The organism is Streptomyces humicola, from assembly GCF_024436035.1.
Lineage (GTDB): Bacteria > Actinomycetota > Actinomycetes > Streptomycetales > Streptomycetaceae > Streptantibioticus_B > Streptantibioticus_B humicola.
This window is the reverse complement of the sequence record NZ_JANFNG010000019.1, coordinates 21,121-45,853: the sequence shown is the minus strand read 5'-3', so window position 1 is coordinate 45,853 and position 24,733 is coordinate 21,121. Positions and strand designations below refer to the sequence as shown.

Genomic DNA, 24,733 nt, shown 5'->3' with positions numbered 1-24,733 from the left:
GGGCGTCGCCATGTATATGCCAAAGATCGAGGTGGGGTGTCACGGTACTCTTTGGGGAGCCTGCTGTGTTCTGTGTTTTTACGGTGGGCCGGGGGCCGGCCCCCGGACCCCAGAGTTGGATGGACGATGCATCGGTACCGGTCCCACACCTGCGGCGAACTCCGCGCCGCCGACGTCGACGCCAGGGTGCGCCTGTCCGGTTGGCTGCACAACCGGCGTGATCTGGGCGGCATCCTCTTCGTCGATCTGCGGGACCACTACGGCGTCGTCCAGCTGATCGCCCACCCGGGGACCCCGGCGTACGAGGCGCTGGACCGGCAGACCAAGGAGTCCGTGATCCGCGTCGACGGCCGCGTGCGCGCCCGCGGCACGGAGAACGTCAACCCGGAGCTGCCGACCGGCGAGATCGAGGTCGAGGTCACCGAGGCCGAGGTGCTCGGCGCCGCCGACCCGCTGCCCTTCCCCGTCTTCCCCGAGGACGGTGTCTCCGAGGACAAGAGGCTCACCCACCGCTTCCTCGACCTGCGACGCCAGCGCATGCACCGCAACATCATGCTGCGCTCGGCCGTGATCGCCGCCATCCGCGAGAAGATGACGGCGCTCGGCTTCAACGAGATGGCCACCCCGATCCTGTCGGCCACCTCGCCCGAGGGCGCACGCGACTTCCTGGTGCCCTCGCGGCTGCACCCCGGCAAGTTCTACGCGCTGCCGCAGGCACCGCAGCAGTTCAAGCAGCTGCTGATGATCGCCGGCTTCGACCGCTACTTCCAGATCGCGCCGTGCTTCCGTGACGAGGACAGCCGCGCCGACCGGTCGCCCGGCGAGTTCTATCAGCTCGACGTCGAAATGAGCTTCGTCGAGCAGGAGGATGTCTTCGAGGTCATCGAGAAGGTGATGACCGAGCTGTTCGAGGAGTTCGGCGGCGGCCGTCACGTCACCTCGCCGTTCCCGCGCGTCCCGTTCCGCGAGGCGATGCTCAAGTACGGCTCCGACAAGCCGGATCTGCGCGCCAAGCTCGAACTCGTCGACGTGTCGCAGATCTTCGCGAACTCCGGCTTCAAGGCCTTCGCGGGCAAGCACGTGCGGGCGCTGGCCGTACCGGACACCGCGGACCAGCCGCGCCGTTTCTTCGACCAGATGGGCGAGTTCGCCGTCGAGCTCGGCGCGAAGGGCCTCGCATGGATCCGCATCGGCGAGGACAACGCGCTGACCGGCCCGATCGCCAAGTTCCTCACCGAGGAGGACGTCAAGGCGCTGGTCGAGGCCGTGGACGGCAAGCCCGGCACCGCGGTCTTCTTCGGGGCGGGCGAGTTCGACGAGGTCTCGAAGATCATGGGCGCGGTGCGCGTGGAGGCCGCCAGGCGGGCCGGCCACTTCGAGGAGGACGTCTTCCGCTTCTGCTGGATCGTCGACTTCCCGATGTTCGAGCGGAACGAGGACACCGGGCAGATCGAGTTCAGCCACAACCCGTTCTCCATGCCGCAGGGCGGGCTCGAAGCGCTGCAGACCAAGGACCCACTGGACATCCTGGCGTGGCAGTACGACATCGTCTGCAACGGCGTCGAGCTGTCGTCGGGCGCGATCCGTAACCACGAGCCGGACGTGATGTACAAGGCGTTCGAGATCGCCGGCTATGCGCGCGAGCAGGTGGAGAAGGAGTTCGGCGGCATGCTGCGCGCCTTCCACTTCGGCGCCCCGCCGCACGGCGGCATCGCGCCGGGCGTAGACCGCATCGTGATGCTCCTCGCCGACGAGCCCAACATCCGCGAGACCATCGCCTTCCCGCTCAACCAGACCGCGCAGGACCTGCTGATGGGTGCGCCGAGCGAGGTCGACGAGGCGCGGCTGAAGGAGCTGCACCTGAGCATCCGCAAGCCGCCCCCGAGCAACAAGTAGCAGGCAGGGCACGGCATACGAGGGCCCCGGAACCGTCGAGGTTCCGGGGCCTTTCCGCTTCTACTCAGGTGAGCAGGGCGCGGCCGTACCAGTCGCGGGTGTCGGCGACGCCCGGCAGGACATAGAAGTAGCCGCCGCCGAAGGGCTGGACGTAGTCGACCAGCGGTTCGTTGATCAGGCGGGTCTGGACGGTCTCGAACTGGCGCTGCACGTCCTGCTGGAAGCAGGTGAAGATGTGCCCGGCCTGCAGGTCGCCGTTCTGGTCGACGCCGAGGTCGTAGTTGTACGAGCGGCGCAGCAGCCTCTGGTTCGCGGTCGTGGGCGTCCTCGGGTTGGCGAGGCGGATGTGGGAGTCGAGGGGGATGACCGAGCCCTTGGGGTCGGCGGCGTAGTTCGGGGTGTCGAACTCGTTGGTGCCGTCCAACGGCGCTCCGGAGTCGCGGCGGCGGCCGAACATGTTCTCCTGCTCGTTGATGGAGACGCGGTCCCAGAACTCGACGAGCATCCGGATCAGCCGGACCACCTGGTACGAGCCGCCGCGGGCCCAGGCGGGCTCGGCGGGGTCGTCGACCCAGATCAGGTCGGAGGCGGTGGTGCCGGTGGGATTCGCCGTGCCGTCCTTGAAACCGAGCAGGTTCCGGCCGGTGCCCGATGGCCGGGGCGGGGAGTTGTAGCCGTCGATCTTCCAGCGCAGCTGCATCGCACCGCGGGTGTGCTTGGCGATGTCGCGGATGGTGTGGTGGATGGTGTCGGGGTGATTGGCGCACAGCTGCAGCAGCAGGTCGCCGTGCATCCAGGCTGGGTCCGGCGAGTCGTTGGGGAATATGCGCATCGGCGTCAGCTTGGCCGGCTTCAGCGTGGCGAGGCCGAAGCGGTCGTCGAAGAGGCTGGAGCCCACGGACAGGGTCATGGTGAGCCCGTCGGCGGGGATGACCGGGCCGAGGACGTCGCTGTCCGGCGGCGGCTGACCGATCCCCAGGTTCTCGGGCGTGCCGCCCGCGGTGAGGAAGCGGGCCCGCGTGGTCAGCGTCTTCATCAGATCGGCCAGCTCCGCCTTGTTCTTGGCGGTGACGTCGAATGCGGCGTAGCAGGCGGCGCTCTGCTTGTCCGCCGGTCCGGGGGTCAGGATCCCGGCCTGGTGCGCGCCATGGAACGGGTAGGAGTCGGCGGTCGCCGGGCCGCTGCCGGCGGCGGCGCGCGCGTCCGCGTGGGCCCCGCCGATGAGCATGCCGCCGGTCAGAGCAGTACCGGCTGCGCCTGCGGCGGTGCCGTGGAGGAATCGGCGACGGCTGACATTCATCGTGGGGTGCCTATCTCTTCCGAATGCTTCTGCATGCTCGTGGTCAGTGCGTGGGCGGTACTTCGAGCAGGTCGGGCACCTGGTCGAGGGTCTCCAGCAGGGCGCCGACCGCCGCGTTGACGGACTGGCGCGCCGCCAGCGGGGTCTGCTCCGGGGAGCGCCACTGCCCGCCGGTCCGGGTGGCGAGCAGCGCGGACTGCAGGGTGTCCATCTGCTGGTTGGCCGTGGGGATCAGTGCCGGGGCCCGGGTGGTGAGCAGACCGGACAGCTCGCCGAGCACGGTGCGGGTGACCTGCAGGTCGGCGTAGGTCTCCGGGTAGGCCGCGCCCGCCCCCTGGTCGTCGATTCCCGAGAGGTGGTCGCGCATCGCGTCCTCGAGAATCTCGTGCGCGCGGATCGGCAGGTTGGTGGGGTCGCCCGCGAGGTCGTCGCTGCCCAGGTTCTTCCGGACGGTGGCGATGTCCGTGCTGAGCTTGTCCACCACGGGCATCAGCTGGGCCGCGCTCTGCCCGTGCCACAGCCCGTATTCGAGGCGGTGCAGGCCGGTGAAGTCCTTGTCCTGCACGCCGCCGGGCAGACCGTCCGGCAGGCCGTCGACCGCGGTGCCCGCGTCGCCGAAGCTGTCGTAGGAGGCTCCGACCCGTTCCCAGTCCAGCTGTGCGGTGAGCCAGTCGTTCTTCGCCGCAGCGAGATCTGACCGCCGCAGGTCCGCGCCGATCGCGGCCACCGCACCGGACAACTGCGTCAGGCCGCCGGCCGCATAGGCCTGGTAGGCGTTGTTCGGGCCGGTGAGCTGCTGCACGGTCACCGGTGCCACGGCGGCCGGGGCTGCCTGCTGCGAGCCTGCACCGCTGACCTGCACGGTGGCCGAGGAGAGCTCCGGCTGCCCGGACATCAGGCACTTGATGGTGTAGGAGCCGTTGCCCAAGGTGGCGGTCATCTCGGCGGTGGTCGCCGGGCCGATCGTCTCGATCTCGCCCACCACGGCACCGGCGGAATTGACCAGATTGATCTCGCCGGCCTTGCCGGACTTGTTCTCCACCTCGAAGGTCTGCGTGCCCGCGTGTGCCGAGGTCCAGTCCTTGGCGCAGGTGGTCTGCGTCACCGTCACCGTCTGCGTCGACGATGCGGCCCCGGACGGCAGCATCGATATCGTGGTCGCCGCCGCCAGTGCGGGAACCACGACCAGGACGGCGGCCACCGCCCACGGGCGCCGGCCGAGCAGCCGCTCCCACCGGCCCGGCCCGCGCTCCTCGTCCGCTGCCGGTGACTCGGAGGTGGCGGGAGCCTGGGCGTCAGGAGCCTGGGCGGTGGCGGGGCGCCCGGCCCGGACGAACGCGGGGACCACGACCGCCAAGTACACGGCCCACGCCACGATCTGAAGCATCGTCAACCTGGGTGCCAGCTCTGTGACACCGGTCATGATGGAGACCCACCAGGAGTTGGGGTCGATGTGCGCGGTCAGATCGAACGCGACCCAGTGGTAGCCGGGCAGCCATTCCGCGTCCTGCAGATCGCCGAGCCCATACGCGAGCACCCCCGCGGCGATCACCACCAGCGCCAGCGCAGTCCGGCTGAAGAACACCCCGAGATTCAGCCGCAGGGCCTGCCGGTACAGCAGCCAGCACAGCACGGTCGCCGCGGCCAGCCCCAGCCCCGCACCGACCAGCGGCGCGAGCGTCGAGCCCGAGGCCTTCGCGGCCGTCCACAGGAACAGTGTCGTCTCCAGGCCCTCCCGGCCGACGGCGAGGAACGCGGTGACGGCCAGCGCGCCCGTTCCGACCGATACGGCCCGCTCGACCTCGCCGCGCAGCTGCGCCGCCAGCCCGGACGCAGTACGCCGCATCCAGAACACCATCGCGGTGACCAGGCCGACCGCGAGCACGCTCAGCAGCCCCCCGACCGCCTCCTGAGCAGCGCTGGACAGCACGCTGGTCGAGAACGTCAGCACCGCGGCGAAGCTGCCTGCGACCATCACCGCGCCGAGCACGCCCAGCCAGACCGGCGCCGTCGACACCCGCTGTTCACCCACCGTGGTCTTGCGCAGCGCGGCCAGCAGGATGCTGACGACCAGCCCGGCTTCGAGCCCCTCGCGCAAGCCGATGAGAAGATTCGGTACAGCTTCAGCCCATGTCACGGTCGATAAGGTAAGGCATACCTTAGTATCGCGTCCAGTCGGGGTCCGTGAAGACGCCATGGCGAGGGCCGACGCACAAGGCCCCGGAACCTCCGTGCTGTTCCGGGGCCTTGAGCATGTTTGCGCGTGCGCCGCAGCGCGCGCGTACGCTATGCCGCTTCCTCCGCACCGCCGAAGCGGGCGCGGTAGGCGTCGAGGTCCTCCTCTGTGATCTTGGCGAAGAGTACGGGTGGGACGGTGAAGGACGTGCCCGCCGGGACGGCGTTCAAAGCGCGGGCCTCCTCGGGGGTCACCCACTGCGCGTCGTCGCCGTCGAGGGCGAATGCCGACCGCATCGTCCGCGCCGAGGCCGGGATGAACGGCTCGGAGACCACCGCGTACAGGTGGATCAGGTTCATCGCCGTGCGCAGGGTGAGCGCGGCCGCCTCCTGGTCGGTCTTGATCTCCAGCCAGGGCGCCTTCTCCTCCAGGTAGGAGTTGCCCGCACTCCACAGTGCGCGCAGCGCCTGCGCGGCCTTGCGGAACTGCAAGGTCTCCATGTGCTCCTCGTACTCGGCGAGCAACCCAGCGATCTCCTCGCCGAGCTTCCGCTCCGGCTCGCCCGCCTCCTTGCCGGCCGGGACCTCGTCGCCGAACCGCTTGCGGGAGAAGGAGAGCACGCGGTTGACGAAGTTTCCGAGGGTGTCGGCCAGGTCCTTGTTGACGGTGGCGGCGAACAGCTCCCAGGTGAAGCTGGTGTCGTCCGACTCCGGTGCGTGCGCCATCAGGAAGTAGCGCCAGTAGTCGGCGGGCAGCAACTCAAGCGCCGCGTCGGTGAATACCCCGCGGCGCTGGCTCGTGGAGAACTTGCCGCCGTAGTAGTTCAGCCAGTTGAAGGCCTTGACGTAGTCGACCTTCTTCCACGGGGCACGGGTGCCCAGCAGCGTGGCCGGGAACATCACCGTGTGGAACGGCACGTTGTCCTTGGCCATGAACTCCGTGTAGCGGACGGAGTCGTCGGCCTGCCACCACCAGGACTTCCAGTCCCGCTCGGCGGGCGCCCGGTCGGACCACTCCTTCGTCGCGCCGATGTACTCGATCGGGGCGTCGAACCACACGTAGAAGACCTTGCCCTCGGCCGCCAGCTCCGGCCAGGTGTCGCCGGGCACAGGGACGCCCCACTCCAGGTCGCGGGTGATCGCGCGGTCCTGAAGGCCCTCGGTCAGCCACTTGCGGGCGATCGAGGAGGCGAGCGTCGGCCACTCCTTGCCGTGCTGCTCGACCCAGGCGTCGACCTCGTCGGCGAGCTTGGACTGGAGCAGGAACAGATGCTTGGTCTCGCGGACCTCCAGCGCGCTGCTGCCGCTGATCGCCGAGCGTGCGTCGATCAGGTCCGTCGGGTCCAGCACGCGGGTGCAGTTCTCGCACTGGTCACCGCGGGCCTTGTCGTAGCCGCAGTGCGGGCAGGTGCCAACGATGTAGCGGTCGGGGAGAAAGCGCTCGTCGTCCAGCGAGTACACCTGGCGGATCGACCGCTCCTCGATGAACCCGTAGCGGTTGAGCTCACGCGCGATCTCCTGCGTGATCTCGATGTTCTGAGCCGACGAGCTGCGGCCGAAGTAGTCGAAGGCGAGGCCGAAGCCGTCGTAGATCGCCTTCTGCGCCTCGTGCTGCTGTGCACAGAACTCGGCGACCGGCAGCCCGGCCTCCTTGGCCGCCAGCTCGGCCGGAGTGCCGTGCTCGTCGGTGGCACAGATGTAGAGGACGTCATGGCCACGCTGACGCAGATAGCGCGAGTAGACGTCGGCGGGGAGCATGGACCCGACCATGTTGCCCAGGTGCTTGATGCCATTGATATACGGCAATGCGCTGGTTACCAGGTGTCGGGCCATTGCTTGGAGCTCCCAAGTCGCTACTGAGCGTGAGTATTTGATCTACTGGCTGTCAATATCGTATCCGACCTGGGGCGCCGGCCCGTCCGGATATGTGCTGTCCTGGCCGCGCGTGAGCGGCTCAAGAGACGGGCGAGAGACGTTCGAGCACCAGCGCGATCCCGTCCTCGTCGTTCGCGGCCGTCACCTCGTCCGCGACCGCCTTCAGCTCGTCGTGGGCGGCCGCCATGGCCACGCCGTACGCGGCCCAGGAGAACATCGGCACGTCGTTGGGCATGTCGCCGAAGGCGATGGTGTCCGCCGCCGTCAGGCCGAGGCGGCGGGCGGCGAGCGAGAGGCCCGTGGCCTTGGTCAGGCCGGGCGGGAGCAGCTCGACGGTGTCCTCGCCGGCCATCACGACGCCCACGAGGCCGCCCGCGGCCGCGCGGGCGGCCTCGGCGAGGGCGTCGTCGCCGAGCGTCGGGTGCTGGATGAAGACCTTGCCGATCGGCTCTGCGAGCAGCTCCGCCCGACCGGCGATGCGGGTGGCCGGCAGCGTCGCGGAAGTGCGGTATCCCGGGCCGACGAGGAATGCACCGTCCACGCCGTCGCGCGGCGCAGCGACGGCGAGCGGGCCGACCTCGGCCTGGATCTTCTCCAGGGCCAGCGCGGCCAGTTGCCGGTCGAGGGTGACCGAGGTGAGCAGCCGTCGCTCGCCCGCGTGGTAGAGCTGTGCGCCCTGCCCGCAGACCGCCAGGCCCTCGTACCCGAGCGCTTCGAAGATGTGGAGCGTCCGTGAGACGGGGCGGCCGGTGACGATGACGTGCGCCGCGCCCGCCGCCGTCGCGGCGGCGAGCGCGTCACAGGTGCGGCGCGAGACGGAGCCGTCGCCGCGCAGCAGTGTGCCGTCGAGGTCTGTCGCGATCAGCCCGTACGGGAACCGGCCGGAGGCGGGGCTCACTTGGTGGCAGGCTTGCTGACGGACTCCAGGCCACTCTTGATCGGTTCAAGCTTGGTACGCCCGCCCAGGTACGGCCGCAGCACCTCCGGCACCCACACCGAACCGTCGGCCATCTGGTGGTTCTCCAGCAGCGCGACGATCGTGCGCGGCACCGCGCACAGTGTGCCGTTGAGCGTGGCGAGCGGGCGGGTGCCGCGCTCGTCGCGCAGCCGCACCGCGAGGCGGCGGGCCTGGAACTCGTTGCAGTTGGACGCGGAGGTCAGCTCGCGGTACCTGCCCTGGGTGGGGATCCACGCCTCGCAGTCGTACTTGCGCGACGCCGAGGCGCCGAGGTCGCCGCTGGCGACGTCGATCACCTGGAACGGCAGGCCGAGCGCGCTCAGCCACTGCTTCTCCCACTCCAGCAGCCGCGCATGCTCCGCCTCCGACTCCTCCGGCGCGACGAAGGAGAACATCTCCACCTTGTCGAACTGGTGGACCCGGAAGATACCGCGCGTGTCCTTGCCGTACGTACCGGCCTCGCGGCGGTAGCAGGGCGAGAAACCGGCGTAGCGCAGTGGCAGCCGGTCGACGTCGACGATCTCGTCCATGTGGTACGCGGCGAGCGGGACCTCGGAGGTGCCGACCAGGTAGAAGTCGTCCTTCTCCAAGTGGTAGACGTTCTCGGCGGCCTGGCCGAGGAAGCCGGTGCCCTCCATGGCGCGCGGCTTGACCAGCGCCGGGGTGAGCATGGGCGTGAAGCCGGCCTCGGTGGCCTGGGCGATGGCCGCGTTGACGAGGGCGAGCTCCAGCAGCGCGCCGACGCCGGTGAGGTAGTAGAAGCGCGAGCCGGAGACCTTGGCGGCGCGCTCCACGTCGATGGCGCCGAGGAGCTGGCCGAGCTCCAGGTGGTCCTTGGGCTCGAACCCCTCGGCCGCGAAGTCACGCGGGGTGCCGATCGTCTCGAGGACGGTGAAGTCCTCCTCGCCGCCGACGGGGACGTCGGGGTGGACGATGTTGCCGAGCTGGAGCAGCAGGCGCTGGGCCTCCTCGGCGGCCTCGTTCTGGTCGGCGTCGGCGGCTTTGACGGCGGCGGCCAGCTCCGATGCCTGGCGCAGCAGTTCGGCCTTCTCGTCGCCGGTGGCCTTGGGGATGCGCTTGCCGAGCGTCTTTTGCTCGGCGCGCAGTTGGTCGAAGCGGGAGCCGGACGACCTGCGCCGCTCGTCGGCGGAGAGGAGCGCGTCGACGAGCGCGACGTCCTCTCCACGGGCGCGCTGGGACGCGCGCACACGGTCGGGGTCCTCACGGAGCAGGCGAAGGTCAATCACGAGGACAGGTTACCGGGACCGGGCGCCGTGCAGCGACAAGTTAAGTCGTTCTTGTGGCGATTTGTCCGATTCTGGAAAATGAGTGCGGGAAGTGGATAAGGGTGGCTCGATATCCGTCAACATAATTCACCCATATCCCTCCCTCGGGGTATCTTCCGCCTGCCGGGCGGAAGTTGACGGGCGAAGTTATCCACAGGATGGTGGAGATCCTTTTCCCTTGTCCACAGGGTGTGTGTGCGATCTGTGGAAGACGGAAGAGATCGTTCCGTTAGGGCGCGGTGCTGGGGCATGATTCCCACCCCAAACCTCGTCAACACTCCCTTTCGAGTGAGAATTGGTCCCTCTATGGAGTTGATCAAAGGAATTGTGCTGACGAACGGCGATCTGCTGCGGTGTGGGCGATGCTGGGCACTGTAGGGCGATTTGTCGACTACGTCGCGTTCGCGTGCGCCGACTCTTCAGCGACGTGTCGACTTATCCCCAGGGCGCGAAAGGCGCCTGTGGATAACTTCCGTGGATAACCACAGACGGCTCAGTCCCGCCCGTCGCCCGCCCCTCGTCTCCGACATGGGGAACCCCGCCGGGTCTCTGACATGGGGACCCCGCCGCCCTCGGCGCAGGCGCTTCGCCCCCGCGGTCAGCACCGCCCGTCGAGCGCGCGGGAGAGCCAGTCCGCGGCCTCGGTGAACTCCTCGTCCGTCGTGCCCGGCCGCAACCGCGGCTCGACCTCGTCCGCCCGCGGATACGACCCCAGGAAACGCACCTGCGGGCAGATCCGCTTCAGCCCCATCAGCGCCTCGCCCACCCGGCGGTCGCCGATGTGCCCCTCGCAGTCCACCGAGAAGCAGTACCGCCCGATGCCCTCGCCCGTCGGCCGCGACTCGATCCGCACCAGGTTCACCCCGCGCACCGCGAACTCCTGCAGCAGTTCGAGCAGCGCGCCCGGATGGTCGTCACGCAGCCAGAAGACCGCCGAGGTCTTGTCCGCCCCCGTCCGCGCCGGCGGCCGCCCCGGGCGGCCCACGAGCACGAACCGCGTGTGTGCGCTCTCGGCGTCATGGATCCCGGTGACCAGCGGCTCCAAGCCGTACCGCGCCGCCGCGAACTCACCGGCGAACGCCGCGTCGAACCGCCCCTCCTGCACCAACCGTGCCCCGTCGGCGTTCGAGGCCGCCGACTCCCACACCGCATCGGGGAGATTCGCCGCAAGCCAGTTGCGTACCTGCGGCTGCGCCACCGGGTGCCCGGTGACCGTCTTGATGCCCGCAAGCTCAGTGCCCGGCCGGACGAGCAGCGCGAAAGCGATCGGCAGCAGCACCTCGCGGAAGATCATCAGTGGCTCGCCGGTGGCGAGTTCGTCGAGGGTCGCGGTGACCCCGCCCTCCACCGAGTTCTCGATCGGCACCAGCGCCGCCGCGGCCTCCTCGCTCCGTACCGCGTCCAGCGCGGCCGGCACCGACACCATCGGCACCAGCTCACGCGTCGCCGCTTCCGGCAGCGTGCGCAGCGCTGCCTCGGTGAAGGTCCCTTCGGGGCCGAGGTACGTGAAGCGGGCTGCTGACGAGGACATCATGACCTTCACCCTAATGCGGCCACGTGCCGATCGTCGGCTGCGTCCCTTTCTCCGGTTCTCCGCCCCCCTTCCCCTGCTCGCGTGCGTCGCTCACGGGGATCATGACTCCAGCAGCCGCTGGCTCACGTACTCGCCCGGCTGGGCCCCGCCCGGTACCGCGAACAGCGCGCTCGACTCGTGCCGGGTGAAGCGCGTCAGCCCGTCACCGCCGTCGAGCCCGAAGGCCACCGTGAGCGAGGAGGGGCTCGCGTCCAGCGCGATCTGGTCGTCGCCGTCCGGCATGCGGCCTGCCGTCATCGCCCCGGCCGCCGCAGACCAGCGGCGCAGCAGCGCGGCAGCGCCCTTGCGGCCCGCGCCCGGGCGCGAGGTCGAAGGCGACGAGGTGACCGCGGGCCTGCGCCGGGGTGGTGATCCCCGCCTGGTGGGTGCCGTGGAAGGGGACGGCGGTGCTGCCGACCGTGGTCAGCGCGGGCCCGCCGTTGTGCGCGGCGGCGTAGGCGGACGCGCCGGCTGCCCCGCCCGACGCCGGCCCGGCCGCCCCGGCGGGCCCGCCGTGCCCAACAGCCGTCGGCGGGATATGTTCTTCGGCTTCTCCGAGATGTTCTCCGGTATGTGATCTTTCCTCATCCGCCGACGGCCACGTTCCTGGCGACGGTGGTCTCGTCAATGTCGTCCGTACGCACCGTGACGCTCAGCTGCCACTGGCCCGGCATCGGAAGCTGCAGGCTCGTCGCGGCCCACTCGCCGGTGGCGACGTGCCGGAGCGTGACCGGGATCGGCCCGAGGTTCTTCGCCGGGAGAGTGAGCGCGACATCCACCTCGGGGACGTCGACGGGCTTGCCCGAAGCGTCGGTGACGCTCAGGTGCAGCACGTTGTTCCCGGTGCGCGCGGGGTCGAGGTGGACGCCGGCCGTTCCCTTGCCGTCCGGCCCGCCGGTGTCGTACGGAATGGAGAGCAGCACTGGGCCGCCGGCCGCGCCGCCGGCCGCGCCGCCGGACGCGGCGATCGACTCCTCGACGGCACGGCCCGGTTCGCTGCCGCTGAGCACGGTCGCGACGGCGAGGACGAGCACGGCGATTGCGGCCTCGGTGAGCACCGAGCGGCGCAATCCGCCGCGCGCCGGGTCGGCGTCGCGTAGCTTCTTCGCACGCCCCGCGGCCAATGCCGCGCGTTGGCGGGCGAGTTGCGCGGCGCGCTCGGGGTCCTCGGCCGTCGTGGCCTCGGCATGCACCGGCTGGGGTTCGGTCTCGGGCTCGGCCGGGGCGCCGTGCTGTGCGTCCGCGAGCCGCGCGGTCCAGCGGCGCGAGATCGCCGCCGTGCCGAGCATCAGTACCACCAGGCCGATCTTGACGATCAGCAGCTGCCCGTACTCCGTCGTGAACAGCGCGTGCCAGGAGCCGACTTGACGCCACGCCTGGTAGATCCCGGAACCGACCAGCGCACAGACGCATCCGAAGGCGATGCGCGAAAAGCGCCGTACCGCCGCGCGTTCGATGGCCGTCGTCCGGTAGAGCGCGGTGACCAGCGCCACGAGCCCGCCCAGCCACACCGCCATCGCCAGCAGATGCAGCACGTCGACGGGCATGGCGACGGCCGGTTGGATGCCGACCGAGGCGTGCTCGGACATCGCCCATGTCGCTGCGATCCCGGTCGCGATCACCGCGCCCCCTATGGAGAGGCCGAGGGCGAGATCACGCCGCTCCTCCGGATCCTCGCGCCGGGTGTACGCACCGAAGAGCACGGAGAGGAAGAGCGCGGCCGCGGCGAGCAGCAGCAGCCGGGAGATCAGCGCCGCACCCTCCTTGGTCTCCACCGCGGCCTGCAACTGGCCCAGGTCGGCGATCCCGCCGAGCCCGGTCCCGTTGACGTACGGGCCGCGCAGCAGCAGCAACGCGATCGTCGAGGCTGCCAGCGTCACCCAGCCGCTGACGGCGACCTTCTGCATGACGCGCAGGCGCGCCCCGCGCGGCCAGCAGACGCCGAGGAACGCGCAGCCGCCGACGAGCAGCGCGAAGCCGCCGTAGGAGAAGGCGCGGCCGATGGAGTACAGGGTGCCGACGATGCCGCCGCCCGGCTGCTGTCCGGGCAGGGACCCGGCGTTCACCGAGGTCGCCGACGGTGCGCCGACAGAGAACGTCCATGCGCCCGCGACCGGGTGGGTGTCCGCCGAGACGGCCTTCCACGCCACGGTGTAGGTGCCGTTGCCCAGGCCCGGACGCAGCGCCACCGTCGCCGTGTTCTGGTTGTCGCCCGCGTGGTGCGCCGTGCCCCGTTCGACGTCCTTGCCGGAGGGGGCGAGGACCCGCAGCGAGTCGTCGGAGAGCAGCACCCCCTCGGAGAAGGTGAGCAGCACCTGAGTGGGCGCGACCTTGACCACCGAACCCTGTCCGGGATCGGTGGTGAGCAGCGCGGCGTGCGCGGACGCTGGGGCCGCCGTGCCGAGCAGCACGGCGGCCAGCGCGCCCAGCAGGACTGCGATCCGCTTGGCGCTCGTCATGGCGAATCAGTCCTTGGGCGGTTGGTACGTCGCGGGTTCGACCGGCACCTGGACGGCGATCGGGGACGACTTCGCGAAGTGCAGCACGAATGAGACCTTCTCTCCCACCGTTGGCTTCTTGCGCAGCCCCATCAGCATCAGATGGTTGCCGCCGGTGCTCAGGACGAGCTTGCCGTCGGCCGGTATGGGCAGCGACGCGGCGTCCTGCATCTGGCCCGCCGGTGTGGTCGTGTTCATGGACACGTCCGAGGCGAGGTCGCTGGTGACGCCGGTCAGTTCGTCGGATGCCCCACCGGTGTTGGTGACGGTGAAATAGCCGGCCGCCATGTCGGACATCGGCGGCTGCGGCACGTAGGCGCCGCTCACCCGCAGCTCGGGCTTGCCTGCCGGAGCTTGCGAGGCGTGCGAGCAGCCGGTGAGCGCAGCCGCGCCCACCAGCAGTCCGCCCACGAGCAGTACGGGGCCGGTCGGTATGAGGCGTCGCGCGGCGGTCACGGCGTCTCCCCCTTGACGAGCTTGCGGATCCCCGTCGTGTACTGGCTCACCGACACGCCCGCGGTGTAGAGGAAGTGCGCCTTGTTGTCCTTGGGGGAGAAGGCGAGCACCTCCGAGCCGTGGGTGACGCTGATGCTGCCGTCCTTCTCCTTCACCGGCTTCTCGACGTCCACACCGACGCTGCGGGCCGCCGCCTGGATGGTGGCGAAGTCGCCGGTCAGGCCGATGAAGGACGGGTCCATGGCGCCGAGCCACTGGGTCAGGCGCTGCGGGGTGTCGCGCTGCGGGTCGGTGGTGATGAAGATGACCTGCAGTTGCCGCTGTTCGGTGGCGGGCAGGGTGCGGGCCGCATTGCCGATGTCGGCCATCGTGGTCGGGCAGACGTCGGGGCAGTGGGTGTAGCCGAAGTAGATGAGCGTCGGCCTGCCCGCGGTCTCCTTGGCGAGGTCGAACGGCTTGCCGTGGTTGTCGGTGAGCTGCGCCGCCGGCTTGGCGAACGGCGGGTCGAGCGGCACGGCGCCGGAGGACGAGCCACCCGAGACCGACGCGACGGGCTGGTCGCTGCTGCCGCTGTCACCGGAGGACGAGCCGCACGCGGTGAGCGTGAGGGCGGCCGCGGCGACGAGCGCGGCGCCGGCGACGAGGCGTCGTGCCCGACGGGGTGCGGAGGGTGTACGAGTGTGTGTACGCATGGATGATTCCCGATGTCCTGGCAGGTCGGATCAGGCGTTGCCCGAGCGGCGGCGTCCGGCGAACACGCCGTAGGCCACGCCTGCGGCGCCCAGGACGATGCCGACGACGGCGAGGACGCGGGCGGTGGTGTCGCCGTCGGAGGCCTTGGCCGCCGTGGTCTGCGCCGTACCGCTCGCCGTGCTGCTTGTCGCGTCCGCGGGGGTGAGCGTCAGTGTCGGGGCGGGGTGCTCGGGGTCGGGTGCGCCGGGTGCTGCCGGGGTGTCGATCCAGCGGACGATCTGGTTGTTGTCGTAGGTCTGCAGCGCCTTGAAGACGACCTTGTCGGTGTCGGTCGGCAGCGGGCCGACGGAGACCGGGAACTGCTGGAACTCGCCGGGTGCGATCTTGCCGCCGGTCCAGGTGATCTTCGATACCGCGTTGGTGACCTGGCCGTCGTCGGTGGTGATCGGCTTGGCCAGCTTGTAGGTGGTCACCGATGCGGTCCAGCCGGGCACGGGCTCGGTGGAGACCTGGGCGATGGGGTGGTCGGTCGGGAAGTAGACCTCGACCTTGACGGTGTTGGCGTTGTCCTGCTCGTTGGGCACCTTGAAGTCGATGGTGGCCTCGCCGCCCTTGGGCGCGGTGGACGGCTCGACGACGACGTGGGCGAAGGCGGGCCCGGCGACGAGGAGGACGGTGGCGGCTGCGGCCGCGGTGATCGCCGGGATCCGGCGCAGGGTGCGGCTGGGTGAGATGCGCATGATGCGGTGACTCCACGGTTCGTGGTGAAGAGGGTTATCTCGGTTATCGGTGGCACGCGTGCGGCCGTACGCCCCCCGATACGCCCCGCGGCGTCGAGAGAACGCGTCAAGCCGCGAGTGTCACCGCGGGAGGGCCCCGCCGGACCACGGAGTGCTGCAGCTTCACGGATTCCGGTCGGCCGGTTCCGTCGTCCGCCCGGCGCGTGCGCACCGCGGCGAGACGCTCTTCGAGCACCCCGGTGAGCAGGGCGAGCGCGCGTATCGCGGCGAGTACGGCGGTCAGTGGGAGCAGCGCGACGAACCGGTCCGCGGTCTGCGCCGCGGTCCGGGCGGAGAGCCTGACCATGTGCCACAGCGCGGACTCGCCGCGCCACAGTACCCAGCCGAGAACGACGGCAGCCGCCAAGTGCCCTGCGAGCATGGACGGAGAGCACATCGCGGCGAGCGACATCGCCATGGTGTGTGCACCCGGCGCCCCGCCGTCAGAGGCCATTCCCGGCATAGGGGACGCGGCCGGCGTTACGTACGCTGCTGCGGAGGTCGGGGCGATGCCCGCCTGCCGGACGATGCGCGCCGCAGTCTGCGGAGTCAGCCCCAGCAGGTGGTCGTTGCACAGCAGCCGCTGCGCAAGCGCCACGACGGCGCCGGAGTTCACGGATCCGGACGAAGGGGACGGGGAGCCGCACCATTGCCCTGCACTGAACAGCAGGTGCAGGCCCAGCTCACCCGTGAGCAGTGCGGCCGCGATCCCTGGCAGTGAACGTTCCCGCCCGGCGAGCGGCGCGGCGAAGCACATCACCCCACCCCACCCGGCGATCAGCGCCCACAGCGGTATCGCCCCACCGGACGCCAACGAGTGCCCCGCCGCGGACAGCGTCACGCAGACCGCCGAGAACATCACAGCTCTCAGCAGCCTCAGGCCGGCACCGGCGCGCACGGGGACAGTCATGACGGTCGCCATCATCCCATTGCGCCCGACAGCCTCCGATGGCAGGGCGCGCGGCCTGCGGTAGTACGTGACCGGGTGCCCTTTTACCCCGCCGCACCGGCCGCGTACATCCGCCGAATGAGCGGATTCACGTCAACGCCACGCTTACCGGGTGTCCTTCGCGGCAATACGTAACCGTATGTCGAGCCGCAGCCAGGAGGCTGGAGCATGAGCATCTGGTGGTCACTCCATCTCCGGCGCGAGGCTGCGAGCGTTCCGCTCGCGAGAAGGCTCCTGTTGGGGACGATGGAGACAGCAGGGGTCGATCCGGATATTTCCTATGACCTGTCGATTGCCCTCTCCGAGGCGTGCGCCAACGCCGTTGAGCACGGCGGTGCCGCCGAGTGGGGGGCCGGCGCCGGTGAATACCACGTCACCGCCCATATCGAGGGCGACCGCTGCCGCATCGAGGTCACCGACTCCGGGCCAGGCTTCTCGCGGTCCCGCGCCCGCCGTGCACTGCGTCCCCTCGTCAGGAGGGCGGCGCACCATCAGGAGGGAGGCCGCGGCCTGTTCCTGATCGAGTCCCTCGTCGACCACGTCGACTTCCGCAACAGGCCGGGCCGGGGCGTCGTCGTCAGCTTCGACAAGGTCCTCAAGTGGCGGGACGACTCCCTGCTCAAGGCGTCCTGAGGAGCAGTCGGCGCAAGCCGGGGCGCACGAGCAAGCCGCGCACCCCGGACCGCCCGACCGGGTTCAGGTGCGCTCAGGCGCGCAGCGACGCCATCCACGCCTCGACGTCCTCGGCGCGCCGAGGCAGCGCCGCGGACAGATTCCGATTGCCGTCCTCCGTCACGAGGATGTCGTCCTCTATTCGTACGCCGATGCCCCGGTACCCCTCCGGGACCGTCAGGTCGTCGGGCTGGAAGTACAGGCCGGGTTCGACGGTGAGGACCATGCCGGGCTCGAGCGTGCCGTCGACATAGGTCTCGGTGCGTGCCTGGGCGCAGTCGTGGACGTCGAGGCCCAGCATGTGGCCCGTGCCGTGCAGGGTGTAGCGCCGCTGCAGGCCGAGTTCGAGCACGCGCTCGACCGGGCCTTCGAGCAGACCCCACTCGACGAGCTTCTCGGCGAGCACGCGCTGCGCCGCGTCGTGGAAATCGCGGTACTTCGCACCGGGCTTGACCGCGGCGATGCCGGCTTCCTGCGCCTCGTACACCGCGTCGTAGATCTTCCGCTGCAGCTCGGTGTAGGTGCCGCTGATCGGCAGGGTGCGGGTGACGTCCGCAGTGTAGAGCGAGGTGGTCTCCACTCCGGCGTCGAGCAGCAGCAGGTCTCCGGAGCGGACCGGGCCGTCGTTGCGCACCCAGTGCAGGGTGGTGGCGTGCGGTCCTGCGGCACAGATGCTGCCGTAGCCGATGTCGTTGCCCTCGACGCGGGCGCGCAGGAAGAACGTGCCCTCGATGTACCGCTCGGAGGTGGCCTCGGCCTTGTCGAGGACCTTCACGACGTCCTCGAAGCCGCGGACGGTGGAGTCGACCGCGTTCTGCAGCTCGCCGATCTCCCAGTCGTCCTTGACCAGGCGCAGTTCGCTGAGGAAGACCTTCAGTTCCTCATCGCGCTCGGCGGTCACCTTGTCGGTGAGCGCCGCCTCGATCCCGGCGTCGTGGCCGCGGACGACGCGGACCGGGCCCCGTGCGGCCTTGAGGTCGTCGGCAGCCTTGCGCACGTCCCGTGTGGGTATGCCCAGCAGCCGCTCGCCTTCGGCGAGGCTGTGCCGGCGGCCGACCCACAGCTCGCCCTGGCCGTCGAGCCAGAACTCGCCGTTCTCCCGGTTCGAGCGAGGCAGCAGATACGCCATGGCCTCGTGTCCGTCGGCCGTCGGTTCGAGCACAAGGACGGCGTCCTGCGTCTGGTCGCCGGTGAGGTGGACGTACTCCACCGAGGCGCGGAAGGGGTAGTCGGTGTCGTTCGACCGGGTCTTCAAATTTCCGGCCGGTATCACGAGGCGCTCGCCGGGGAAGCGCGCCGACAGTGCGGCGCGGCGGGCGGCCGCATGGCGGGCCTGGGGTATCGGCTGCAGGTCGTGCAGCTCGGTGTCGGCCCAGCCTGACTTCATCGACTCGGCAAGCTCGTCGGAGACGGCCGGGTAGAGGCCGTTCTTCCGCTGCTTCATGGGCTCGTCACCTTCGGTGTTCTGCACTTCCGGGGCGCGCTCCTCGGCCACGTCATGCCTCCTCGCACTTGGGGCCTGTTGTTCGACCGCTCCCGCCATCGTATGCGCGCACCGCGGACTGCCCCGGCCCCTGTGGACAACTCCTGACTGGCCTCTGTCAACCAGCTCCCGGGCGCCCCGCCCTCTCGGCTCGATCAGTCGAAGTGCGTCGCGAGCAGCACGATGTCCTCGGCGTCGTCGGCCTCCGCGCGCCCGTCCGGCAGGCACGTGCGCAGCACGTGGTCGACCAGCAGCTCGGGATCCTCACGCACGCGCCGCGGCGCGCACGCCGCCGCGGCGTGCAGCATCGCGAAGGAGCGGTCGACCGGCTCGCCGGTGCGGTGGAGCAGCCCGTCGGTGTACAGCAGCAAGGTTTCTCCTGGCTCCGCCTCGAGCTCCACGCTCGGCGCCTCCCAGCAGCTCAGCATCCCCAGCGGCGCGGAGAGCGAGGTCTCTACGTACTCCGCCCGCCGTTCGCCGACGATGAGGGGCGGGCAGTGCCCGGCGCCGGCGAGCAGCAGCTTGCGCGCCGCCGGTTCCACGTAGGCGAACAGGGCGGTCGCCGAGCGGGCGGGTTCGGTGAGCCGTAGCAGCAGTTCGAGATCGGAGAGCACGGCGACCGGATCCTCGCCCTCCATCACCGCATACGCACGCAGACTGGCCCGCAGCCGCCCCATCGCGGCGACCGCGCTGGGCCCGGATCCCGTGACGCCGCCGACGGCGAGGCCGAGCGCGGCCTCGGGCAGCGGCAGTGCGTCGTACCAGTCGCCGCCACCACGCGGCCCGGTGCGGTGACGTACGGCCATCCGCACGCCGGGCACCCGCGGCAGCCTGCTGGGCAGCAGCTCCTCGCGCAGCATCGCGATCGTGCCGCGCGCCCGGGTCAGCTCCAGCTGGCGGGCGATGTGCCGCGCCGCGTACCGCACGTAGAGACCGGCGAGGTGGCGCTGGCGGCCGGCCGGCACCGCGGGCTCGTCGTAGAACCACACGACGGCGCCGAGCCTGCCCTGGTCCTCGGTGGCGAGCCGCAGGCCGTAGCTGGCGCCGAAGCCGAGCTGGGTGGCGACCTCACGGTGGCGCGAGTCGATGCCAGGTTCTGCGGCGAGGTCGCTGTGCAGCACCTCGACAGGCCCGCTGCCGCAGTCGCGGGCCTGGCCGCCGAGCAGGCGGCCGTACGAGGCGGCGCCGCCGGGGACGGTCTCGATGGTGCCGAGGTCGGCGCGGAGCAGGCCGTAGCCGACGCAGGTCTGCGGCCCGAGGCCGTCGGACGGTTCCAGTACGGCGAGGCCGCGGCGGGCTCCCACGAGTGACGCCCCTGCGCGCAGCAGCTCTTCGAACGCGGCGTCGAGCGTGACCGTAGCGGCCAGCCGTTCGGTCAGTTCGTGGAGTGTGGTGAGATCGGAGATCCAGGTGGCCAGACGGTCCTGGACGGCGGCGAGTTGATCGACGGGACGTACGGTGTCGGCGAAACCGTCCGACGCCGCCGACGCGGAGGCCCGGCCCGGCTGTTCGGGCTGGTCGGGCAGGTTCGCGCCGGGGTCCGCAGCGTTGGGGGCGTCCGTCGCGCGTGCGTGATTTTGCGCGACGCCCGTAAGGGTGGGGTCGATTCCGGCCACTTTCGGAACGCGCGACGCGCTCATGGCCTTGGGCTTCCTGTGGGAAATCTCTGGTCAGGTCGGCCGAGGGATCTGCATGGATTTGTTCTGTTCTGCGGGGATTTGGCAGGGGTGCTCAGGGTGGCGTCTGAACTGCACTTTTGTGTCAATAGCATCGCAAACCCCCATGTCATGCTGCGCCGCTATCAATACCTCACTTGTACACGCAAGGGTGAGGACATGTCCAGGATTGCCCCTGTTAGGTGCGACAGTGTTTCGGAGTGGAGGGCGGACGACAGAAGGGGTGAGAGATTGACTGAAAATAGCTGCAGTGCATGCCAATTCGCGGTCGACTGAAGTCATTCAGCTTCTTCGACAGCGCGTCATATCTGTGTTGATCGCGTGGGATGCGTGTCGGCGGGTACGTACGAGGTGGGACAGGCGCAGGGCGGCCGATCGGTACGAGCGGCGGCATGGCCGGAACCCGGCACCCGACCCGCGCGTCCTACACGACGACGGCCGACCTACCCCGTATGCGAACGTGTGCGAACGTGGCGGGGAACGCAAAACCCGGCGGGACGACTGACAACGAGCGGGACAGAACGCGGAACAGTAGGCAGTCACGAGGGAAGGCGAGCGCAGCGCCAAGCGCCATAGGTGCGCCACCCCTCGCCACGTTCCACGCTCGGCCGGCGGCGTGATGCGCTGCCTCGTACGCGGTGTGCTGGCTTCACGGGGGAGCGGCATTGGTGGTAATGGGCAGGTCCTCGGGCGTTCACGGAAAGGAACGAGCGCTGATGCGCGAGATCCTCGGAAGGCGACGCAGGCTCAAGTGGTCCAGCCAGTGGTCCAAGGCCAAGCGCGAGCGTTCGGCGCTACGGGCCGCGGCACTGTCATACGCCGCGCAGTGGAAGTGGCCGGTACTGCCGGGCGCGGGCAGTGACCGCGCAGCCACCGATCGCGACGAGCAGCACAGGGGCGGCGACCGGGCCTGCGCCTGCCCGCGCCCCGACTGCGCCGTGCCCGGCGGCCATCCGTACGACCCGGGTCTGCTCGCGGCGACGACCGACCCCACGATGATCGGCTGGTGGTGGACCAACCGCCCCGACGCTCCCGTGATCCTCGCCACCGGCGGTGCGGTCTCCGCCGTCAGTCTCCCGGCCGTTGCCGGCGCGCGCGCCCTCGCGACGCTGGAGGAGACGGGGGTGCGGCTCGGACCCGTCGTCGCGACGCCGACGCGGTGCGTACTCCTCGTGGCGCCTTACTCCTTCGAGGAGTTGGGTGAACTCCTCGACCGGCACGACTGGGTGCCGTCCTCACTCCGCTACCACGGCCGCGGCGGATACGTGGTGCTGCCGCCGTCGCGGATCGCGGCCGGCCAGGTCAGCTGGGCGCGGCCGCCGCGGCCGGGCCCCGACGGCGGGGCGCCCCGGCTGCCACGGATCTCCGTGATCGTCGACACGCTCGTCGAGGCGGGGGTCGGCTCGCCCGACGGGAGCCGGCTCGCGTACTGACGCGCTGCGATGCGTCAGTCAGTACCGCACACGCCGCGGGCATGACCTCTGGGACAGGGACCCCTGGAACACGGCCCCCCTGGAACAGGAAAAGGCCCGATCGCTGGCGACGGGGGATGCACCAGCGATCGAGCTCTATTTAACGGTAACAAGACTTCGGCTTTGAGCAAATTCGTTGCAGCAGATTCACCGGCCGAAATGGCCAGTTGTGACAGGAATCACGCATCATCGCACGTCGTCGCCGTCCTCAGGCGCTCAGCTGAGCGTGATCTGCCGGTTGGTGAGTCCACTGCGCGCCCGCCGCTCCTCCGCGGTCAGCGGCGCGCCGGAGGCGAGCGCCTCCCCGAGCCGCTCGTCGAACTCCGCGGCCGGCTTCTCGATATCGTCCGCCTGCACCGACGTCGGCAGGTCCCACACCGGTACGACGAGCCCGTGCGCGCGGAACGATCCGACCAGCCGTGTCCCGTCGCCCAGCGACGAGCCACCCGAGGCGTGCAGGCGCGCGAGCGCGTCGATCAGCTTCTCCTCCGGGTGCGGCATGACCCACCGCAGATGGTTCTTGTCCGGCGTCGCGCACCAGTACGCCGCCTCCACCCCGGACAGCCGGGCGGTCGGCATCGCGGCCGCGTTCGCCCGCTCCAGCGAGGCGGCCACCTCGCCCGTGGCCTTCGCCGCCTCCTCGGGACCGCCGAGCCAGAACTCGAAACCGCTGTGCACCACCGGCTCGAACGGCGCGTCGAGATCGAGCAGGTCCTGCAGCCGAGGCCCGGACGCCTCGGCGCGCCGCGCCTCCACCGGATTGCCCGGCTCGGTCTCCAGCGCCCGGCGCAACGTGTCGGCGAGGTCCCTGCTGATGTCCCCGGATGTCGTGTCGTTCTGCAGACCGAGCAGCACCGCGCCCGTGTCCCGACGCAACGCGGGCCACGCCATCGGCAGTACGGTCACGAGCGTCACCGACGGCACACCCTCGGGCAGTCCTTCCCTGAGCGTCAGCTCGGCCGTCGCCGCCGGTACGAGCTCGCGCATCGCGACCCAGTCGCACTCGCCGGACAGCCCCTCGAACGGCCGGAGCACCAACTCGGTGAGCGCTTGCGCTGCCGCCCGGCCGTGACAGGCCTTGTAGCGGCGGCCGGAACCACAGGGGCACGGCTCACGCGCGCCGACGACCGGGATCTCCCCGTCGCCGCGCCGTGCGGCAGGCTTCCGGTCCGACGTGAGGGGGCGCTTCTTGGCCATGGGTGGGCATCTCCCGCGTGCTGCGTATGTTTTCCGGCGCGAGCGTAGTCCTTCCGGCCGCGCCCACGGCGCGACACAACCCAGCAAGCGGCAATGAGGCTGACGCACGAGGGACAGACGGGGGACGAATGCACGTCGGAAGCGCGCATCGGAATCGGGCCGGTAATCGCTGACGTGGCTACGCCAGTTCGTCGAAGAGATCACCGAAGTCCGCGACGGCGCCCACCGCGGGCATGGCCATCCGCTTGCTGACGCCGTTGCGCCGCGCGTGCCGCCCGCGTACGGCGAGCATCGCCCACACGGTGACCTCGCCGGGCGTATCGCGCACGCCCCACTCCAACGAGAGTGAACCGACGATTCCCAGTCCCCTGCCGCCACGGGCGGTCAGGGACGGACTGGACGGCATGGGCCGAGTGGGGCCGCCGCCGTCGGTCACCTCCAGTGTCAGCAGACCGTTCTCGTCGAGGCGCCACGCAGCGCGCAGACCCGAACTCGGGCCGCCGTTCTCTATCGGCCGGGCGTGCCGACAGGCATTGCTGAGAAGCTCCGAAAGAATCAGCACTGCGTCGTCGACCACCGCATCCGGTGCCCCGGCGTCGTACAGCTCCTTGCGCAGCCGCCGCCGCGCCTCTCCTACGCCCGCCGGACCATGGGGTAGGGCCATGGTCGAGGACGTCGGCACCTCCTGGGCCACCACCAACGCCACCCCCGAGACCTCCTTCACCCCACGCCACGGAGTGGATGCCCCATAGGCCTGGACCGGAAACAGCCGAACGGCGATCTCTTGGGCGTCTCCAGGGGCATTCATGGGGATCGAACACGGTACGAACGCGCCGGTGTACTCCTCGTGTGCGGCAAATGCGCCCAAGCTACGGAAGCTCCCGGACCTGCCGGCCCAGCTGCGCCAGCACCTGCTTGGGCCGGTTGGTGATGATCGCGTCGACGCCGAGCCGTGCGCACAGCTCCACGTCCTCCGGCTCGTCCACCGTCCACACGTGCACGCGGTGACCGGCGCGGTGCACCCGTGCCACGTAACCGGGATTCGCTCGCAGCACGCGGATGCCGGGCCCTGCGATGCGGGCGCTCGCCGGAAGCCGCCCGTCGCGGTAGCGCGGCAGGAGGTAGCTCATCAGGTAGACGGTCGGCAGCTCGGGTGCGCCGGTCTGGATGCGGCGCAGTGAGCGTGCCGAGAAGCTCATCACACGAACGCGTGAACGCGTCTTCGGGGCGTTCCGTGGGTCACGCAGACCGAAGCGCCCGAGCAGCTCCAGCAGCCGTTCCTCCACCTGGCCCGCCCAGCGCGTCGGGTGCTTGGTCTCGATCGCCAGGTCGATGCGGCGCCCCGCGCCGTTGACGAGCTCCAGCAGCCGCTCCAGGGTGAGCACGGCGCTGCGCTCGCTCGGATCGGCCTCCCAGTCGGGGGATTCGTACGGATCGGCTTCGTCCCAGCCGTCCGTGCCTTTCCAGGAGCCGAAGTCGAGCGCCGCCAACTCCCGCAGTTCCAGGGCCGATACGGCGCCGCGCCCGTTGGATGTGCGGTTGATGCGCCTGTCGTGCACGCACACCAGGTGGCCGTCGGCGGTGAGCCGGACATCGCACTCCAGTGCGTCCGCGCCGTCCTCGATGGCCTTACGGTAGGCGGCGAGGGTGTGCTCAGGGGCATCCTCCGAGGCGCCGCGGTGGGCGACGACTTCGATGGTGGTCCGGGCAGGGATGCCGTCGGCATGCCCGTCCGCGTACGCGTACGTCACCGGGACATCGTCCCACCGTCCGGGGCAGGGGCCTGATTTGTCAG

Annotated in this window: 19 protein-coding genes and 1 pseudogene; 3 read left to right on the top strand and 17 right to left on the bottom strand. The window is 70.2% G+C overall.

Annotated features, from left to right (window positions below; all coding sequences use genetic code 11):
- Window positions 1-126: 126 nt before the first annotated feature.
- Entirely contained in the window at window positions 127-1,896 is a 1,770-nt protein-coding gene (aspS, locus tag NGB36_RS22000; RefSeq protein WP_255922110.1) for an aspartate--tRNA ligase, read from the top strand.
- 64 nt (window positions 1,897-1,960) lie between these two features.
- On the opposite strand, the gene efeB is transcribed toward aspS, so the two are convergent.
- From efeB to NGB36_RS21940, 12 genes and pseudogenes are all read right to left on the bottom strand, one after another.
- The gene (gene efeB, locus NGB36_RS21995) at window positions 1,961-3,196 is read right to left on the bottom strand and encodes an iron uptake transporter deferrochelatase/peroxidase subunit (RefSeq protein WP_255922109.1); all 1,236 of its coding nucleotides are present in this window, start codon (window positions 3,194-3,196) and stop codon (window positions 1,961-1,963) included.
- Between the two features lie 43 nt (window positions 3,197-3,239).
- Window positions 3,240-5,333 carry an iron uptake transporter permease EfeU gene (gene efeU / locus NGB36_RS21990; protein ID WP_255922108.1) on the bottom strand — a complete coding sequence of 698 codons (2,094 nt, stop codon included), beginning with the start codon at window positions 5,331-5,333 and terminating at the stop codon, window positions 3,240-3,242.
- 149 nt (window positions 5,334-5,482) lie between these two features.
- A complete protein-coding gene (gene metG, locus NGB36_RS21985; protein ID WP_255922107.1) occupies window positions 5,483-7,204 on the bottom strand; it encodes a methionine--tRNA ligase in 1,722 nt (573 codons plus the stop codon).
- Window positions 7,205-7,325: 121 nt separating this feature from the next.
- The gene (locus NGB36_RS21980; RefSeq protein ID WP_255922106.1) at window positions 7,326-8,144 is read right to left on the bottom strand and encodes an HAD family hydrolase; all 819 of its coding nucleotides are present in this window, start codon (window positions 8,142-8,144) and stop codon (window positions 7,326-7,328) included.
- Window positions 8,141-9,451: a serine--tRNA ligase gene (serS, locus tag NGB36_RS21975; RefSeq protein ID WP_255922105.1), complete on the bottom strand. Its 1,311-nt coding sequence runs from the start codon at window positions 9,449-9,451 to the stop codon at window positions 8,141-8,143. The genes NGB36_RS21980 and serS overlap by 4 nt, the downstream gene beginning before the upstream one ends.
- 637 nt (window positions 9,452-10,088) lie before the next feature.
- Entirely contained in the window at window positions 10,089-11,021 is a 933-nt protein-coding gene (gene pheA / locus NGB36_RS21970; protein ID WP_255922171.1) for a prephenate dehydratase, read from the bottom strand.
- Window positions 11,022-11,204: 183 nt separating this feature from the next.
- Window positions 11,205-11,651, bottom strand: a pseudogene (locus NGB36_RS21965) (Dyp-type peroxidase domain-containing protein); the annotation flags it as partial.
- Window positions 11,648-13,522 carry a copper resistance CopC/CopD family protein gene (locus tag NGB36_RS21960; RefSeq protein WP_255922104.1) on the bottom strand — a complete coding sequence of 625 codons (1,875 nt, stop codon included), beginning with the start codon at window positions 13,520-13,522 and terminating at the stop codon, window positions 11,648-11,650. The gene NGB36_RS21960 and the pseudogene NGB36_RS21965, both read right to left, overlap by 4 nt.
- A 6-nt stretch (window positions 13,523-13,528) precedes the next feature.
- Window positions 13,529-14,017, bottom strand: coding sequence for a copper chaperone PCu(A)C (locus NGB36_RS21955; RefSeq protein ID WP_255922103.1), 489 nt, complete (start codon window positions 14,015-14,017; stop codon window positions 13,529-13,531).
- On the bottom strand, window positions 14,014-14,709 hold the full coding sequence (locus NGB36_RS21950) for an SCO family protein (RefSeq protein ID WP_255922102.1): 696 nt from the start codon (window positions 14,707-14,709) through the stop codon (window positions 14,014-14,016). Before NGB36_RS21950 ends, NGB36_RS21955 begins: the two co-directional genes overlap by 4 nt.
- Window positions 14,710-14,739: 30 nt before the next feature.
- The gene (locus tag NGB36_RS21945) at window positions 14,740-15,450 is read right to left on the bottom strand and encodes a YcnI family copper-binding membrane protein (protein ID WP_255922101.1); all 711 of its coding nucleotides are present in this window, start codon (window positions 15,448-15,450) and stop codon (window positions 14,740-14,742) included.
- Window positions 15,451-15,556: 106 nt separating this feature from the next.
- Window positions 15,557-16,399 carry a hypothetical protein gene (locus tag NGB36_RS21940; protein ID WP_255922100.1) on the bottom strand — a complete coding sequence of 281 codons (843 nt, stop codon included), beginning with the start codon at window positions 16,397-16,399 and terminating at the stop codon, window positions 15,557-15,559.
- A gap of 207 nt (window positions 16,400-16,606) precedes the next feature.
- Here NGB36_RS21940 and NGB36_RS21935 point away from each other — a divergent pair, with 207 nt between their 5' ends.
- On the top strand, window positions 16,607-17,071 hold the full coding sequence (locus NGB36_RS21935) for an ATP-binding protein (protein WP_255922099.1): 465 nt from the start codon (window positions 16,607-16,609) through the stop codon (window positions 17,069-17,071).
- A gap of 73 nt (window positions 17,072-17,144) precedes the next feature.
- Here the strand turns inward: NGB36_RS21935 and NGB36_RS21930 are convergent, their stop codons facing one another.
- Window positions 17,145-18,554 carry an aminopeptidase P family protein gene (locus NGB36_RS21930; RefSeq protein ID WP_255922170.1) on the bottom strand — a complete coding sequence of 470 codons (1,410 nt, stop codon included), beginning with the start codon at window positions 18,552-18,554 and terminating at the stop codon, window positions 17,145-17,147.
- A gap of 194 nt (window positions 18,555-18,748) precedes the next feature.
- Window positions 18,749-20,233 carry a PP2C family protein-serine/threonine phosphatase gene (locus tag NGB36_RS21925; protein WP_255922098.1) on the bottom strand — a complete coding sequence of 495 codons (1,485 nt, stop codon included), beginning with the start codon at window positions 20,231-20,233 and terminating at the stop codon, window positions 18,749-18,751.
- 752 nt (window positions 20,234-20,985) lie between these two features.
- Between NGB36_RS21925 and NGB36_RS21920 the strand changes: the two genes are divergently transcribed.
- Window positions 20,986-21,702: a bifunctional DNA primase/polymerase gene (locus NGB36_RS21920; protein WP_255922097.1), complete on the top strand. Its 717-nt coding sequence runs from the start codon at window positions 20,986-20,988 to the stop codon at window positions 21,700-21,702.
- 255 nt (window positions 21,703-21,957) lie between these two features.
- On the opposite strand, the gene NGB36_RS21915 is transcribed toward NGB36_RS21920, so the two are convergent.
- From NGB36_RS21915 to NGB36_RS21905, 3 genes are all read right to left on the bottom strand, one after another.
- Window positions 21,958-22,938 carry a DUF5926 family protein gene (locus NGB36_RS21915; protein WP_255922096.1) on the bottom strand — a complete coding sequence of 327 codons (981 nt, stop codon included), beginning with the start codon at window positions 22,936-22,938 and terminating at the stop codon, window positions 21,958-21,960.
- Window positions 22,939-23,116: 178 nt separating this feature from the next.
- Window positions 23,117-23,644: an ATP-binding protein gene (locus tag NGB36_RS21910; RefSeq protein WP_255922095.1), complete on the bottom strand. Its 528-nt coding sequence runs from the start codon at window positions 23,642-23,644 to the stop codon at window positions 23,117-23,119.
- Between the two features lie 163 nt (window positions 23,645-23,807).
- Window positions 23,808-24,689, bottom strand: a complete 882-nt coding sequence (locus NGB36_RS21905; RefSeq protein ID WP_255922093.1) for a glycerophosphodiester phosphodiesterase — start codon at window positions 24,687-24,689, stop codon at window positions 23,808-23,810.
- Window positions 24,690-24,733: the final 44 nt, after the last annotated feature.